This window comes from Streptomyces sp. NPDC040405, assembly GCF_055595765.1.
This window is the reverse complement of sequence record NZ_JBVIVI010000021.1, coordinates 62,810-78,987: the sequence shown is the minus strand read 5'-3', so window position 1 is coordinate 78,987 and position 16,178 is coordinate 62,810. Positions and strand designations below refer to the sequence as shown.

The following is a 16,178-nucleotide window of genomic DNA, read 5'->3' as shown; positions in this document are numbered from 1 at the left end:
GCGCGCGTCCTCCTCCGGAGGAACGACGCACGACCCTACGGGTCGTAAAGACGATAAACCCCTCCGGGGTTTAAACAATTCCTCCGGAATTGTTTATGAATTCCTCCGGAATTCATCGCGAGCCGCTTTAATTGATGCGAGGTCAGTTCGGCGTGTGCGGGTCGAAGTGACGGAGGGTTGGGCACGGTGGTTCGCGTTCGAATGCCATCAGCTTGCCTTGCTGGGCCGGGAGTTCAGGATTGGCGGGCTACGGGGAGGGGCGGTGATGGGTCGGCGGTCATCCCGTGTGACGCGGCTCGTGGGTGATGGACTGTGAGCTCTTGGCGGGCAGTGAACCAGCCCTTCGTCAGTCCTCTCGTGGCGTCTCTGGCGCCGTTCACGGGCGACCATACTCCCTGTACCCCTTTCGTGTCCACTCTTGTCGAACCTGATGCATCACTCCGTGATGCCGGGTAGAGTCTGTGAAAACACAGCACCACCGCACGGAGCCATCCCGGAATGGTCCGGGAACAGGTCACCGCGTGGAACGAGGGTCAACATCGTTGGCCGAAACACGGGACGCCTCACCCGGGCGGAATGGAAGCGAGGGTGACGAGTTGAATTGGTTGAGCCTCGAAATGCGCCTTCAGGCGCGGGAGGAAATTAGCCGTGAGGTCGCTGGACTGACAGCGGAGCAGATCCACGAACGGCTGGTGGCCGCGGGCGAGCTGGAGAGCCACGGAGACCAGATGAGGCCGCTCAGTACCGAAGAGCGGCTGGCCACGGTCCGGCGGAACGAGCTTGGGCGTATCTGGACCCTGATGGCCGGCGAGGGTTGGGAGACCTACTCCCCTGAGAGCGACCCGGACGTGCGCGGCGGGCACGAGGCGCAGTGGGAGGGTCCGGAGGGCGAGAGCGGTGCGGCTTCGGGGCCGGCTGAGAAGCTGATCCGCTACCGGATCGTGGCGCAGCGGACCGATCCGGCGCACCCTGGTGCCGCCTTGCTGACGAACTACGTCTACGGGCGGTCGGTCGTGGATGCCGTCGCCAAGGCCCGGAAGGTGTTGGAGGGGCCGGGCGGTCTGTACGGGGACCAGGGCATGTACCGCGTGGTGGAAGTGGTCGAGGAGAGCTGGTCCACCGGGCTCCGACAGCAGGAGGAGGCGCGCCGGCGGTACCTCACCACCATCCTGGAGGGCGCCATCACCACCGTGCGTGGTCGTGAGCCGGTCGACCCGGATGCGGACTTGCTGAACCTTCTGGACGACTTCTTCACCCGCGCTGTCGTCTTCCCCGATCCGATCGACGGAGGCGTACATCCGCGGCCTCACCAGACCACGTTCGGCTGGAAGAGCGAGCCGCCCGGGATCGAGCACACCAGCGACCCCGGTCGGGCCCTGGCCCTGTTTCTCCTGGCCTACCTGGACCACTACGGCCTGGCCGTCAGGGGCCTCAGGACCGAGCGGTGAGCAGGCATCAGGGCACTCCGGCGTCTGCCGGAGATCTGGGCGGTGATCCTTTGCGGCGGGTGAGTCAGTACCAGGCCCGGGCGGAGGAAGGGTGCGAGGGAACCTCGCTGAAACGGCTTCAGAAGGCCCGGAAATGCGAGGTGGTAGAAAAGGGAAATCGGTGATTGGTAATCAGCGTACCGCTATTCAGCAGGGGGTCATGAATTTGAGTGGGATTAAGCTTCGGCCTCATCAGGTAGAGGCTGTAGACGCGATCATTCAGGGGCTTTCGGTCCCTGCGGACGGGGTTGTGCCTGCCCAGGGTTTGCGTGGACAGCTCGTCTCGTCTACGGGGTCGGGCAAGACGATCACCGCGGGTGTGGCGGCGTTGCGGATGGTGCCTCGGGGGCTTGTGGGGATCGTGGTGCCGACACTGGAGCTGCTCACCCAGACCGTTGAGTCGTGGCGGGCGGTGGGTCATTCAGGTCCGGCGGTGGCGGTGTGCAGTATGGGTTCTGACCCGCTGCTGGAGGCGATGGGTGTCCGGTGCACGACCAGTCCCTCTCAGCTGGCGCGGTGGGCGCGGGGCGGGCCGATGGTGGTGTTCGCGACCTACGCGAGCCTGTCGCCGAAGCCAGCGGAAGAGCCGGAAGACGATCAGGATGACGACGAGGACACGGCGGTTCCAGGGGTGCTGGAGCGCGCGATGCGCGGGGTGTCCGGGGAGCGCATGGGTCCGTTCGACCTCCTGGTGGTCGATGAGGCGCACCGGACGTCGGGGGATATCGGGAAGGCGTGGGCGGCGGTTCACGATCAGGAGCGGATCCCGGCGGTACGGCGGCTGTACATGACGGCCACACCGCGCCTGTGGGAAGCCGTTCCGGGCCCTGGCGGGGCCACGGGCTGCAAGGGCGCGCAGAGCGGCCCTGAGGACGGTTCAGAGGGCTTGGGTGGGCGTGTGGTGGCGTCGATGGACGATGTCGAGCTCTACGGGCCGGTGCTGTACGAACTCGCGCTGATGGAGAGCATCGAGCGGGGCATCCTCGCCTCGTTTGAGATCGATGTGCTGGAGATCCGGGATCCCGAGTCTCCGGGGCCGGGCGCGTCGCTGGAGGAGCAGCGGGGTCGGCGGCTGGCTGCGTTGCAGGCCGCGCTGCTCAAGCACGCGGATACCACCGGCGCCCGCTCGCTGATGACGTTCCACACAAGGACGCTGGATGCGATGGCGTTCGCCCGTGCGTTGCCGGAGACCGCGGCTGAGCTGTACGAGCTGGATCCGGTGGCCTACCCGAAGCGGGTGGGGGCGGAGTGGCTGTGCGGGGAGCACCCGGCTGGTCATCGGCGGGCGGTGCTGGACCGGTTCGGCGACGGTCTGGACGCCGAGGGGTGGGTGACCGACATGGGGATCCTGGCGTCCTGTCGGGTGCTGGGCGAGGGCGTGGACATCCGCGGCAAGCGCGGTGTCGAGGGTGTCGTCTTCGCCGATACCCGCAGTTCTTCGGTGGAGATCGTGCAGATCACCGGCCGGGGCCTGCGCCAGCAGCCGGGTGAGGGGAAGGTGGCGCGGCTGATCGTGCCCGTCTTCCTCCAGCCCGGCGAGGACCCCGAGGACATGATGGCCTCCGCCAGCTACCGCCCCTTGGTCGCCGTGCTCCAAGGACTCCGTGCACACGATGACCGGATCATCCAGCGCATGGCCCTGCGCACTTCCACCTCCAGCGGGCAAGCCACCTCCGTGGTGGCGCTCGACCCGCAGCCCGAGGACGAGGACACCGACGAAGACGAGGCGGAGGCAGAGGGAGCGGCCGACAGCGCCGCCGCCGAGGAACACGGCGAAGACCACCCCGAAGAGGAGAGCGCCGGGAGCGCGGCCGACGGCGGCCGCCAGGAGGAGGAAGAGGGCGGGGCGGAGGAAGCGGGGGTGCCGTTGCTGCGGTTCTCCCTGCCGCGCAACCCCGACGTCATCGCCGCCTTCCTGCGCACTCGCGTGCTGCGGCCCGACTCCGAGGTGTGGCTGTCCGGTCTCAACGCCCTGCGCAAGTGGGTCAAGGCCCACGGTCATGCGCAGGTGCCGCTCGACGCCGAGGTGCCCATCGGCGCCACCGAAGGCGATGGCGGCGACGGCGATGGCGGGACGTATGCGCTGGGGGCCTGGGTCAGCGAGCAGCGGCGGCAGTTCCGCCTCGGCACGCTGAAGCCGTGGCGCGCCGAGCTGCTGGATGAGCTGGGCATGGTCTGGTCGGTCGCCGACGCCCGGTTCTGGAAGAACCTGGCCGCGGCCCGGGTGTATCACGCGGTCCACGGGACGCTCGCCGCGCCCAAGGACGCGGTCGTGGACGGGGTAGCGGTCGGGCAGTGGCTGGCGAACCTCCGCAAGGCCGGGGGCCTGGGCCGGGACGAAGAACGGGCGGCCGAACGCCGTGGGGCGCTGGAGGCTATCGATCCCGACTGGAACCCGGACTGGCCCATCGACTGGCAGCGCCGGTACGCAGCCCTCGCCTCCCTGATCGCTGACCAGGCGACGCTGGCCGAGCTCGTGCCCGGCGTCACCTTCGGCGACCAGGACGTCGGCGCGTGGCTGAAGGCGCAGCGCGAGGGCTGGGAGCAGCTGAGCGTCGGACAGCGCGAGCGCCTGGCCCAGCTCGGCATCACCCCGCTGGCCACGCCGGAGGAACCGCCCGCCAAGGCCCGTAAGGGCGCCTCTGGCGCCTTCGAACGCGGTGTGGCGGCCCTGGCGCAGTACAAGGCCCGTACGGGCTCTGTGAAGGCCCCCAGGGCCCACACAGAGCGGCTGGAGGACGGGACCGAAGTGCGGCTCGGGGTGTTTCTGTCGAACACCAAGAGCAGGCGCGCCAAGCTCACCGCTGAGCAGCGTGCCGCCCTTGTGGGGCTGGGAGTTGAGTGGGCATGAACGATGTCACCACCGCGATGGGCGGCACTGTGTCCGGTGCCGCTATCGATCAGCTGCTGTTCACCGAGGACTGCCGGGGAGGCGTGCGCGGCCTGGCGGACACCACCATCTGCGACCAGGCCAGGTACACGTACGAGCTCGCGTACCGGCTGTCCGGCGGTGGCGATCTGCACCACGACGCCCACTCCGCCGGAATCTCCAACCTCCTTGGCCACGTGGCTCCGGGGATCGTCGCGTTCGCCCTCCACCACCTCGGCGCGTTGCTGCCCGACCTCACAGACGAGCAATGGGATCGCATCGACGCGGCCGCCGTCGAGCTCAGCCTCAAGGTGTGTGAGGACCTGACCGGAGCAGGCGGCACCGGGACCGACGACGGGCCGGTGGTTTGAGGTGTGGAGTCCTGAAGACGTGGCCCGGGATGCCTCCCGCCGTCAGGGCCGTGGCCTGACCACCGCGCAGGTGGCGGAGAAGGTCGCCGAGGCCGTCCGGCGTGTGCGGGAGACCCAGCAGCAGCTGGACGCTCCCGCCGACGGCGAGCCCTACTCGGCGGACCCGGAGCACCTGGCGGAGCTGTGGGCGGCCAAATGCGCCGAATGGCAACGGATCGCCGTTCTGCTGGAGACGTCCGGGGAGCAGGCGTACGACCCCGAGCAGGACCCCCAGGGCGTGGTCTGGGCGAGGGAGCGCGAGGCACGGCGGCAGGGCGCTTTGGACCGGCACGCCGCGTGGGTCAAGGAGCGCCAGGACGCGAGGGACGAACTGCGGGCGCAGGTCTGGCTGCCCGCGGACACCAGTCGGCGTCTGCGGGCCATCGCGGCCCGAGCGGGTGTCCAGCCCGAGCAGGTCCTCGCCCAACTCGCGGACCGCGTCCAGATGAACGAGGACGGCGCCGTGGTGGTCGCCGCGTTCACCCCACGCTCAACGGAGGGCTCATGACCGCGGGTACGACCGCTCTGGCTCTCGTGATGTTGCTGACCGGCTATGGAGCGGGCCGGCTGCGTCCATGGCGGCGGCTTGGTGACTGGGCTGAAGACCAGATCCGGTTCAGCGGGCCATGGGTACGGGGCGGGATCATCCGCCAGGCCGTCCTCGTCCTGGCCCACGTCGTCACCGCGCCGCGCGCCAGCTGGCGGCTTGTCCGGCGGCCGGCCCCCGAACCGGTCGACGTCCCCGAGCGCGACCCGCGCTGGGCAACCAACCGGCACCCGAATAGCAAGGGAGGAGCAGCATGAGCACCGAGCAGCACAACGACGCGTACACCGAAGAGCTGGCCCGCATCAGCCAGCACCAGAGCGAGGCGGTGACCGCGCGTATCACGGTGTTCGAGGCGCTCGCCCGGAGCGGAGTTGGTCCCGCGCAGGCGGATGAGCTCGTGTCGCAGCTGGAGGCCGGGGCGGTGGCCGGCGCCCACACCTGGGTGTCCGAGAGCAGTCCCCCGGCCGGTACGGAGCGGGCCTTCGCCAGCGGCTGGTTCAAGGGCGTCCGGGCGGTCGCGAGCGGCCTGCTGCGCATCGCCGACACCACCGCCGCCCAGCGCGGGCGAGCCGAGTCCAACGCCATGTTGCTCGCCCACCTTCGGCAGCCCGGCCCCCGCGCACCCCAGAGCGCGGCGCCGGTGACGGGCCCCGCGCTCGATGCGGACGAGGTCCTGGCGGCGGCGCGGCGGTGCACGTGGGCCTTGACCGACCCCGGCGACTTCCTCGTCCCCGAGGCGTCGGAAGAGATCCTGACCGTGGTCCTCAGCGCCGTACGCGAGGACGAGCGCGACGGCTACGCGCAGCGCCTTCAGTCGTTCGCCGAACAGCACCGCGAGCGCCTGGAAGAGCTGCTGCGCGCGTACGGGCCGGGCACCGCGCCCGCCGAACACGGCCGGTACGCGCTGGTCGGCCAGCCCGAGAGCCTGATCGTCTGCGAACGGATGGAGACCGCCCCCTTCCTCCTGCACGGCAAGTGGGAAGGGGAGCTGGAGGACACCCTGCTGGGCGACCTTGAGTTCGCATGGGGACCGCGCCACCGCCTGAGCCGGTGAACCTCTGGACAGCGGAACCGAGCAGCGGGGCCGGGCAGGACCGGGTCTCCGTGGGACGCTCGGGACCGGTGGTGTGTGCCGCCCGTGGCGTGGCTATTCGGCGGTGTGGCCAGGGTCGGGGAGTTCCGGCGGGAAGTGCCGGTCCAGGATCTCCGCCCAGCGGTGCAATGGGACGAAGCCGGTGAGGTTGTCCGCCTGAGCCTGGACCAGCTCGGTCAAAGCGGCGACAAAGGGCTGAGCAGCGGTGTCGCCGGGCATGGCGGCGGCCGTGTGCTTGAGCCGCTCGTGGGCGGCAGGGAAGACGCCCTTGGCCCAGGCATCCTGTTCCAGGACTCGCTTGTGCCCTTCCTCAAGGTTGATCCGCATGATCGTGAGCTCTGGACAGTCCGGCGTGTGCCAGATTTCGTGAACCCCACCCTCTTTCATCACGTACGCGATGCGGGTGTTGTTCTCGGGATCCGGCTGGGCGAAGCAGTCGGTGCATTCCTCGCGTTCGGTCTCCGGCTTCTCGGTCATCGCGGCACTCCCCTCGTGAAGGCAGAGCCTGCCATCCGAGTCACCCGACGACCAGAGTTCCCTCGATCCAGACTGGGCCAAGCGGCAGTGCTCCGCCCACTGCAGGGAAGCTGCCGAGGACGCGTCCAAGTGAGTCGGCCCGGCAGACCAGAGCCCGCCCGGACCCGCCCCGACGCTTGCGCGCAGCGGGGGAGCCGTTCCCTGAACGGCTCCCCCGCTGCGCGCTACCGCTTCGAGGAGCGGCTCGTCATTCACCACCGGCACCGATACGGGTCGTCAGCCGAGCCAGCAGTGACGGCCGGCCACGCGGTGTTGCACGGACCGCGTCCCAATCAATCGCCGGGTGGTGCAGGAGTACGTCCAGATCGCCGCGGCGGAACAGCGGTACGGCCGGGACGTCTCGGCGGCGCTGCCAACCGGAGTGCACCCAGTGGACCGGCTCCAGCCAAGCGGACCGCCGCAGGTGCTCCAGGTCGCAGACCCGGACCGCCAGGTACTCCGCCGCCTGGTCCCGGGTGAACAGGCGGCCGGCGACCTGTGCCCGGCCCAGCGCGGCCCGGTCGGCGAACCGCTCCAGGGCGCGGCCGTCGTACAGCGGATGTTCCTTGTACCAGCCGGTGCGGGGGATCTGGTCGGTGCGCGCCAGCTCGATGATGGTCTCGCTGTCGACCGGCACGCCGAACCTCTCGGTGAGGAAGTCGGCGGCGCGGCTGGCGCCCATGTCCGGCAGTCTCCCGGTTGCCTCCCGGATTTCCTCCACCCGATCCAGCGCCACGGCGACCACGGCGGCCGACCAGCGTTTGCCGTCCACGTCCGCCGGCGGGATGAGGCCGTCGCGCAGCGCCCGCTCGAACTGCCACAGGCCGATGTCGAGCCGGTTCGGGAACTGCTGGGGCCCGTAGTCCTTCGGGCCCTTGTCCTTGATCGCGCCCGGCGGCTCGTGGGCCGCTCCTGCTGCTGTGGATGTGGGCATGGGTCACTCCTTTGTGATCAGTCGGTGCCGGGTCGCCTGCGCGACAGCAAAGTGACAGAGCACATGAAATGATGTCAATATCGTGCGCAAATGGGCATGTTGCTTATATACCTCATAGCTGCGCCCGCGTACGCGAGAGGAAATCACCCGCTTGGGTGTCCGGTTGGTCGCTTGGGAACGGGCGGTCTCCAGAAGTCATGTAGAGGTCCTGGAGGGCCGGCCCGGGGGCGGCGCTGAGGGGGAGCGGGTCGATCGACTCGCCGCTCTGACTGCGCTGGGGCTGTCCTCGGCGGCGTAGCTGGTGTGGCCGGGGGCGGCTGCCGGGGATCGGCGGCCGCTCCTTCGGCTTGTCCGGGCTGGTTGATGGTCTGTCGGTCGCGTTGGTCTCGCGAGCGGGCAGCGCGGCCGCTCCCGGATCTCGGGCCCGGGATGCGGCACCGATGTGCCAGCGTCGCGCCATGATGCGCCGGCCTCGCGCGGCGATGCGACACACTGCGGCGACCCGGTCGCCGCGGTGGTCAGCTCCCGTCGCGCGCTCGTGTGATGCCGCGGATTACGGCGCGATGCAACCGCTCCTGCAACTCGGAATCGCTTAGCGGCTCGTCCTTGGGCTCCCCTTCTATGAGCACTTCGAGGAGGAGCCGCATCACGGCGACCATCGGGACTCCGTCCACGTCTGCCTCAACTGCGGCGTGGGCGCACCACCGCTTCGCCGCACGGTGCATCTCGGGCGAGAGGTCGAGCGTTGTACGGCGCGTGGTTTTGCTCTTCTCGGCCGGCTGCGTCGATTCGGCGGCCGCCTCGCCCGCGTACTGGTCGTGTGGTTCGGGCATGCAGTGGCCTCCGCCTCCGGGTGATCAGTGGGGTCATGATCTTACTGGGACAACTGATTGCACTGCGAACACGTATTTCCCTGCGGGCACGGGCCCCACGGTTGGCACTGCGGCACTGCAAGCACTGACGGCACTGTGCAGCAGTACAGAAGGCCCGTCGCTGGTCCTTATCCGGCTACCCGGTTGGGCCCCACAGGGACGGCCCCGCAGGTGATTCCCTGCGGGGCCGTGCTGATGGTCGAGCGCTCCTTCTGTGTCGTGGTCCTGGTCCGGGCGCACTGGCGCGCTTCCCGGGGGCGGGCGGGTGGTCAGGCAGTGCGCGCGGGAGCGCTCCAGTTGTTGCCCTGCCGGGTCCAAGTGCCGACCGTGAGGCCGAACCGGTGGAACGCTGCGGCATCGGCGTGGTCCAGCGGCGGTGTGGTCACCCGGTAGGAGACTTCGAGACCGTGGCGGTGCGGCTGCTGAGTGCTGCCCTTCCGGGCGACGGTGAGCACCCAGAAGAGCGCTTCGCGGGTCAGTGTCAACGTGTGGGTGGACTGGTCCTCGGACAGGTCACGCTTCACGCGGGTGAGCGCGTCGGCCTCGCGGTGTGCCTTCGCCGCTTCCATAGAGAGCTTGCCCATATTGATCAACTCCTGTTTTTGGCAAGGGGGTGCCGAGGCGGCACCCCGGTGGGGCTGAACGGGGGTTGCCGGGCGGGTGACGGCGGCCCGGCACGCCGTAAGGGGATTAGGCCGTCACCGCGTCCCACGCGGCGGACAGGGCGCCGAGCCCCCTGCACATGGCGTCGAAGTCGTCGCTCACCAGGTCCCCGGCGTACACCCCGGACACCTCCACCAGTTCCGGCGCGGCGACCGGAGCCGGGGTGGGCTCCGGAGCGCGGCGGGGCGTGGGGATGACCACGGGCCCCAGGTCGGCCGGGTGCACCGCCGGACGCGGCCGCACCGGCGCGGCCGGGAGTGCGGGCCGTACAGGGGCGGCCTCGATCGCCTCCCGCACCGGTGCTGGCATCAGCGCCAGGCGCTGCGGCGCGGCCTCGACCGCTGCCCGTTGCGGGGCGCCCTCGATGGCGTGCCGGGACTCGGCCGGAGCCTTGTCGGCGGTGCGGGTGCAGTAGAGCCAGTGGGAGGCGGAACAGGTCGCGGTGCGCTCGGCGGCAGCGCGGCCGGGCTGGATGGACCGCCCGCAGTGGGTGCAGCCCTCGGTGCTCTCCTCCTCGGGCTCCTCTTGGTCGGTGGCGGCGATTTCGGCGGCGGTCTTCTCGCACGTGGTGCATGTGGAGCCGTCGAAGGCGTCGCGGTCGAAGCACTGCGGGCAGGAGGCGGGGAACGCGGCGGCTTCTTCGGCGGGCCAATCTCGCGCGGGGGTGATCCCCAGCTCTGCCAGCACGCCGGTAAACCGGCCGTCGTCGGTCACGAATTCGAAGTCTTCCCCGAGGACGCCGGGCCGCTCGGTCCAGCACAGCATGTAGGACTTGCCGGAGGTGGCGGGGTGGCTGCACAGCCGTTGCGCCTCTTCCCGGGTGACGCGGTACAGGCCACGCGTCCGGGCGGGGGTGGTGTTCTGGCTGACGATGAACACCAGGGCGGGGCCGTCCAGCCACCGCGTGGGGGTCGGCTCCACGGTGGCGGGGGCTGCGGGAGTCGGGTTCGCGTCGTTGTCAGTGGCGGTCTCGGTGTGAAGCTCGTTGTTGTCCGCCGTCGCGGGCTGCGGCTGCGCCTGGTGCTCCGCGTCTCCCTCGGCCGGGGGCTGCGGCTCGGCTGCGGGCTCCGGGGCGGGCTTGAAGGCGTCCGGGTCCAGGAACAGCGCCCGCGCGCCTTCCAGCGTGGCGACCTGACGCCACGGCACACGCGGCGCCCACCCGTACGCCCGGACGAACGCCCACCCCGAACCGTCGCGCTCCCATTCCGCGGTGACCTGCTGACCGTGTCGGTTGCGCTCCGTGCTCAGGGTGCACCGGTCACCTTCGACGACCAGGGAGACAACCCACCGGATCGTTTCGGTCGCTGCCAGACACAGCGCCTGCGCATCGGCGGGGGCCTCCAGCATCGTGGCCGGAACCTTCACCGGCTCCGCCTCGGCGGCCTGGCCGTCGTCGTCCCGCTCGGTCTTGGCCGGCTGCGGCTCGGCGGTAGTGACGTCCGCGGCGCCCTGGTCCTCCTCCTGCTCGTACTCGGCGGGAGTCTCCGGCTTGGGCTTGAAGTTCTGCGGCTTGGCGTGCCCGCACTCCAGACACCGCCCCCGCGTCCGGCTGTAGACCGGGCGGCCCTTGGTGACGTACTGCCCGCAGTGCGGGCACGCGGTCCGCTCCGTCTCCGGCTCCGCCTCCGCCGCATCCATGCGCGCGATGTCCTCAGCAGACGCCCACCCGCACACCGCGTCATAGGGGATGGTGTAGCCGTCGCGCGGCTTGTACCCCTCCGGCTTGCGGTGCACCGCCTTACGGATCCCGCCGTGAATGTGCGGAACGGTCAGCGTCTTCTTGTTCACCCGGCACACCTCCCGCCAGGTCCCGCCGGTGTTGACGAAATCACCCTTCGTGAAGTCGTCCGGCCCCCAGATTTTGAGCCCGCGGCGCTCCGCCTCGGCGATCACCTCCCGCTCAAACGCCAGCTTCTCCGCGATCTCCTCCGCCTCGATCTTCAGCTCTTCCATGTTCGATCGGGTGAAGCCGCAAGCGGACTGCCCCGCCTGCCACCGCTCGTTATCGCGCTGCTCCTTCTCGAACTTCTCGATCCGCCGCAGGGTGCGCCGCGGGTCCCGCTTGAACGCCTCGAAGCTCTCCGCCGCCCGGGTCCGCAGCGCCCAATACGCCGCTTTCTTCTCCTCCTCGATCGACCGGTGCATGTGGTTGTCCATGCGCTCGATAGCCCGACGGTGACGGCGCTCGGAGTGGTGCCCCACCTTGATGGGCTCGCCGGTCATGTGGTCCGCGATGGCATGCGACGCCTTCCACGCACCCTCAGACCTGGCCGAAGCGTTCCCCGCATACTCCGCGTACTGCTCCGCCCGCGCCTCCGCCCGCTCGATCTGCTCGGCCTGCGCTTCGGCGTAGCTGCGCCGCTTGGCGTTGTCCTTGATGATGCAGACCTTCAGGCCGAGTTCCGCCCGCAGGTAGCCCGACAGCTTATTGATCGTCCAGTTGTCGGCCGCGTGGTCGCGGGAGTGGTACAGCACCCACGCCCCCACCTGACGTGACCAGCGGAAGCCCATGCCGCCGCGGCGGCCGTACTCCTTGCGCTTCAGGATGTCCCGAACCGCCTTCGGGCGGGTGTCGCCCTCAACGCTGGTGCCGTCCGCGCGGGTGTGCCTGATGACGATGTCGGCCGCGTCCTCGTCATCAACGACAAGAGCCGCCATCTTGGCCAGGTGCTCCGCGGGCGTCGTCTCGTCGCTGCCTTCGGTCCCCTCGCCAGCCGCCGCCTTACGGGCCTCCTCCGTGGCGTCGTCGCCGTCCCGGTAGCCGGGAAGCGCACCCGTGTTCACCCCGAGGTCTGCCGCCACACAGAACGCGCACCGGGCAACGGTGTTCTTGCACGTCCACCGCGCCACCCCGTACAGGGTGTGAAAGTCGGTCATGCAGGTGCCGTAACCGGCCTTCGTCACCACGTAGCCGCCGACGACCACGCCGCCGCCTTCGCGCTCCTCGCCCTCGTGTGAGCACACCGGCCGCGAACCATCCAGAGGCTTGACGATGCCCGCCCCGCACGAGCAGACCCCGGCAACCCCCCGCGCGGCCTCGGTTCCCTCCTCGCCCGCGTACGGCTGCACCACCGGCGCCGCCGCCTCCTGCTCCTCCTCGTTCTGGGCGCGGATGGCTTCAACCTCGGCTGCGTGACGCCACGCGATCGGGACCCGCTTGGTGTACTCGTCCACGGTGATCCACTCGCCGACGACATCGCACGAGTTGCGTTCGGCGACCGCTTCGGCCTCACGGGTGGAGATGCCACCGATGGTGTCGTGCTTTTTGCGGGGCTTCCGGTCGAACTGGCCGAGCTTGGCACCCTTGCCGCACGCGCACGTGATGAAGCTGGACACCAGCCCTTCCGCGTCCCGGGTGACGTAGGCGAACGCGTACGACTGCGGGCACCCGCACCGGTACCCTGCCGGCTCCGCGTCGCTGCCGCTCGCCTCGTCGCCGTCTTCGGCCTCTTCGGCCGCGGGGGCGTCCGGGTTCGCCGCCCCCTCCTGGCTGGCTGCGGGCTGGTCGGCTGTAACGCCGTCCAGCAGGAGCGCCGCTGTGTCCTCCGCCGCCGGCTCCGCCGGGGTCTCCTCTGCTGCCGGCATCACGTGCGACGCGTCCACGGGCACGGCCAGCCCGGCCGCGTCCGACTCCTGCCCCATGCGCGCAGCGTCCTGCCACGACACGACGTCAGCACCACACACGCCGACAGCCGCCCGGAGCTCTTCCGCCGCTTCCCGCAGTTCGTCAGCGTCCCGCACGTACCCGAATTCGGCCGTGTCCTCCTCCGCTTCCCACGATCGCGTGGGCTCACCCCAAGACGCACGCTCGGCGCGGCACTCCAACGCGATAGCGACGTGTTCGGCCTCCTCCTGGTCATGCCGCGCCATGGCGTACGCCGCGGCGGCATGGTCGACCTTCCCGGACACGGCCGTGAACGCACGGGCGATCACAGCGGCGGGAACGTCCAGCTTCCGCGCCATGCAGTCCGCGCAGTCCTCCCACGTGTAGGTGCCCATACCGTCCGCCAGCATCACGGGCCGGTAGGTCTGGCAACCGGCGCAGCCCGCACCCCAGCACTCACGGTCGCAGTGCCCCCAGCAGGTTTCCGCGTACCCGGCAAACCACACCTGGACGTCGTCCCCCTTGGGGGTGATCACCGGTACAGACACCCCCTCGGCAGCGTCCCTGGCGAACTTCGCGGGCACCGTGCCGACTCCGGGAAGGACGACGGTTTCCGGGGTCTCAGGGTCGGCCGGCATCTCCGCCGGGGTCTCCGCAGAAGCGTCGCTATCCGGGGTCTCGACCGGCGCCACAGCGACCGGCGCGCAATCCGCGGCACGCTGCGCTGTAAGAGGGGAAGCGGTCTGCGCGTTGAACGCGCGCGCATATTCAGCACCCTCGACAGCGTCGGCCACCGCGTCAGTCACCATGGCAGCGTCATCGAACGTGGCCTGCCCGTCGCACTCCCTTGCGCGCGGCTCATCCTGTGTCGTGTCGACCGGCGCGCCTGACAGGACAGCAACCATCAGCGCGCGGCACTCGCATTCCACACGTGCGCTTCGATCGGTCGACGCGAGCGGCTGACGGTAGAACGCACCACACTTGAGGCACGCCCGCTCAGCCTCAGCAACAGCCGCTCGCGCGGCCTCCCGCGCACGGTCTTGCGCGTCCTCGACACGCCCCAGCAGCTCATACGCTGTGTCGTAGTTGCCGCGCGCGTCATCGCACGCACGGTCAGCGTCCGGGGCGAACGGGCCGGCCGGAACCTTCGCGGCACGGTCCCGAACGGCTTTCAGCACCTCCCCCAGAGACGACACCCGGCCGTCGGCCAGGCTCACAAGCACATCGGCTTGCCGGAGAGCGTCACGCGCGTCTTGGGCCTCACGTTCAGCGTTCCCGCCCGTTCGCGCGTACAGGGCAGCATCCCGGGCGGATTCAGCCGCTACGGCCAGTGCCTCAGCTTCAGCTGCCACGCCGCGCAGCGAGGTAACCTCAGCCGCGATCACGTGCGCCTCAGCGCGAACGGCGTCGATCGCTTCTGCCCCGTCGGGGTCATGCTCAGCGTTGGCCGCACTGTCCCCCACGCTGTCCGCTACGGTGTCGCCCGGCTTGATCACGGAGGCCACGTGGAACGCTGCTGGGACCGTGCCGAATTCGACACCGTGTGAGCTGTCAAGGGCCCACGCCATGGTGTGCGTACCCCTACGCCCGTCACTGGTCAGGGTGAAACCGGTGCAAGAGACGTCCTCGTACCGCAGATATGCGCGGCAGGAACCGCACTCGTAACCGGTGCCACGTGACGCGTACTGAAGCGTCCCTCGGCAGTGCACGCGCTCAGAGCGTCCGTATGCGCGGCGTGTCACGACTGCCTCGTGCCTTGCCGGCTCCAGCACCCGCAAGCCATCAGGGCGCAGCATGGCGACGTTCTTTCGCACGTACGACGTGACCGCGCTCCGCGCTTTGTAGCCTTCCTTCCCTGGGATCACCCAGCGTCCGTCAAGTGTGATCACGCTGTAGCGCTCGGTTGCCGGACAAAGGACGCTGTACGCAACGGCCTTGCGGTCGGTGTCCATCACGGTCACGGCGTCCGTAAGGCCGTGCCCCTCCATGGCGTTCTGCGCAGGAGTGGTGATCAGTTCTCGCATGGCTCGGGATCCTTTCTTGGACGGGAAGATCAGGGCGCCGGGGGACGCTCAGGCGTAGGCATGGGTGAGCGTGCGTCGGAGCGGAACGCTCATGCGCTCCCATGCGGCACGGACGGCCACCCGTACGGACCGTCGGCCAGGAGTAACCGGGCTGGTGGGAAAGGTTGTTCGGGTGAGCGCGGTCACGTACCGGGCCATGTTCCGGTAGCCAGCCACTTCGTCGGCTCCGTATTCCTCCCGCACGTCAGCCACGACGGAGGACAGTTCAGCGCGCAGCGCGGAAAGGTCCGCCATGACGTCTGCGTAAGTGCGCTCCGTCGTCTCCATCGCCGCTGTCCTCCATGGGTTGGTGTCCGGGTGGTACATCCATGACGCTAACCCTGAATCGCGTATCTTACGCGATTCAGGGCACGATCTTTATCGATCCGTTATCAACAGAGGATGTGCAGACCCAGACAGCAACGCGCCCCCGGGCCGGTATGGCCGGGGGCGCGACGATGACTCAGGCGCTGGCTATCAGGTGGCGAATCGCTCCGCAGGAACAACGGCAGCGATCAACGCTCCCCGCTTCGCGAGGAGAGCGGCGCAGCCCTGTTCGCGGGTGTCTTGGATGATCTGCCCCATGGCGTGTTTCGCCTCCGTGAGCGTGAGACGCCGTTCCCCGCCAGGAAGCGCCCCATGTTCGATCACGTGTTCCGCGTACTGCTGCGCGCTGACGATGATCACCATTGGCCGGCCGCTGCGGCTGACGTGCTGGGGGCACCCCCCGCTCGCCTTCCCGATCCGCTTGGGAAACTCGCGGTTGAGGTCGGTCGCGGTGATCCGGTCGCCAGCAGGGAGACTCATACCGCATAAGGTACGCGATTCGTGGCGGCCGCGGGTCGTCCTCGCGTGATACGCCTATTAGTAGGGCTCGCCGCGGCTCCAGGGCCTCGGGCCCGGGGGTAAAAAAATGATGCGTCTGATGCGTCATCGCAGGTCGGACGCATCCTCGCGATGCGTCCGACGCTGACGCACTGACGCGTCGATCGGCGATTCGCTGCCGCACCGGGCGCGTCGAGGCGCCGCTCCGACGCATCATGACGCAACGTCGACGCACCGGTGCCGCATCACCGGGCAGCGTTGCGACGGCGGTTCAGCCAGGGGACTCGGTCGTCTT

At 69.5% G+C, this 16,178-nt stretch carries 13 protein-coding genes; 6 read left to right on the top strand and 7 right to left on the bottom strand.

Annotated elements, in window-relative coordinates; all coding sequences use genetic code 11:
• Positions 1–617 precede the first annotated feature (617 nt).
• The 6 genes from ACZ59A_RS42685 (at position 618) to ACZ59A_RS42660 (ending at position 6,367) form a co-directional block, all read left to right on the top strand.
• Positions 618–1,448: a hypothetical protein gene (locus ACZ59A_RS42685; RefSeq protein ID WP_470970676.1), complete on the top strand. Its 831-nt coding sequence runs from the start codon at positions 618–620 to the stop codon at positions 1,446–1,448.
• A gap of 199 nt (positions 1,449–1,647) precedes the next feature.
• The gene (locus tag ACZ59A_RS42680) at positions 1,648–4,338 is read left to right on the top strand and encodes a helicase associated domain-containing protein (RefSeq protein ID WP_470970678.1); all 2,691 of its coding nucleotides are present in this window, start codon (positions 1,648–1,650) and stop codon (positions 4,336–4,338) included.
• Positions 4,335–4,727, top strand: coding sequence for a hypothetical protein (locus tag ACZ59A_RS42675; protein ID WP_470970673.1), 393 nt, complete (start codon positions 4,335–4,337; stop codon positions 4,725–4,727). Before ACZ59A_RS42680 ends, ACZ59A_RS42675 begins: the two co-directional genes overlap by 4 nt.
• Before the next feature lie 19 nt (positions 4,728–4,746).
• Positions 4,747–5,274 (top strand): hypothetical protein, encoded by a 528-nt coding sequence (locus ACZ59A_RS42670; RefSeq protein ID WP_470970670.1) that lies wholly within the window; start codon positions 4,747–4,749, stop codon positions 5,272–5,274.
• Positions 5,271–5,570, top strand: coding sequence for a hypothetical protein (locus tag ACZ59A_RS42665; RefSeq protein ID WP_470970668.1), 300 nt, complete (start codon positions 5,271–5,273; stop codon positions 5,568–5,570). Before ACZ59A_RS42670 ends, ACZ59A_RS42665 begins: the two co-directional genes overlap by 4 nt.
• Positions 5,567–6,367 carry a hypothetical protein gene (locus ACZ59A_RS42660; protein ID WP_470970666.1) on the top strand — a complete coding sequence of 267 codons (801 nt, stop codon included), beginning with the start codon at positions 5,567–5,569 and terminating at the stop codon, positions 6,365–6,367. The genes ACZ59A_RS42665 and ACZ59A_RS42660 overlap by 4 nt, the downstream gene beginning before the upstream one ends.
• 93 nt (positions 6,368–6,460) lie before the next feature.
• Here the strand turns inward: ACZ59A_RS42660 and ACZ59A_RS42655 are convergent, their stop codons facing one another.
• From ACZ59A_RS42655 to ACZ59A_RS42625, 7 genes are all read right to left on the bottom strand, one after another.
• The gene (locus tag ACZ59A_RS42655; protein ID WP_470970663.1) at positions 6,461–6,883 is read right to left on the bottom strand and encodes a hypothetical protein; all 423 of its coding nucleotides are present in this window, start codon (positions 6,881–6,883) and stop codon (positions 6,461–6,463) included.
• A 247-nt stretch (positions 6,884–7,130) separates the two neighbouring features.
• Positions 7,131–7,856, bottom strand: a complete 726-nt coding sequence (locus ACZ59A_RS42650; RefSeq protein ID WP_470970661.1) for a hypothetical protein — start codon at positions 7,854–7,856, stop codon at positions 7,131–7,133.
• A gap of 518 nt (positions 7,857–8,374) precedes the next feature.
• The gene (locus ACZ59A_RS42645; RefSeq protein ID WP_470970659.1) at positions 8,375–8,689 is read right to left on the bottom strand and encodes a hypothetical protein; all 315 of its coding nucleotides are present in this window, start codon (positions 8,687–8,689) and stop codon (positions 8,375–8,377) included.
• Between the two features lie 308 nt (positions 8,690–8,997).
• A complete protein-coding gene (locus tag ACZ59A_RS42640; protein ID WP_470970656.1) occupies positions 8,998–9,312 on the bottom strand; it encodes a hypothetical protein in 315 nt (104 codons plus the stop codon).
• Positions 9,313–9,418: 106 nt separating this feature from the next.
• Entirely contained in the window at positions 9,419–15,019 is a 5,601-nt protein-coding gene (locus ACZ59A_RS42635) for a DUF3560 domain-containing protein (RefSeq protein ID WP_470970654.1), read from the bottom strand.
• A gap of 48 nt (positions 15,020–15,067) precedes the next feature.
• On the bottom strand, positions 15,068–15,346 hold the full coding sequence (locus ACZ59A_RS42630; RefSeq protein WP_470970651.1) for a hypothetical protein: 279 nt from the start codon (positions 15,344–15,346) through the stop codon (positions 15,068–15,070).
• A gap of 189 nt (positions 15,347–15,535) precedes the next feature.
• Positions 15,536–15,865, bottom strand: coding sequence for a type II toxin-antitoxin system Phd/YefM family antitoxin (locus tag ACZ59A_RS42625; RefSeq protein ID WP_470970649.1), 330 nt, complete (start codon positions 15,863–15,865; stop codon positions 15,536–15,538).
• Positions 15,866–16,178 lie beyond the last annotated feature (313 nt).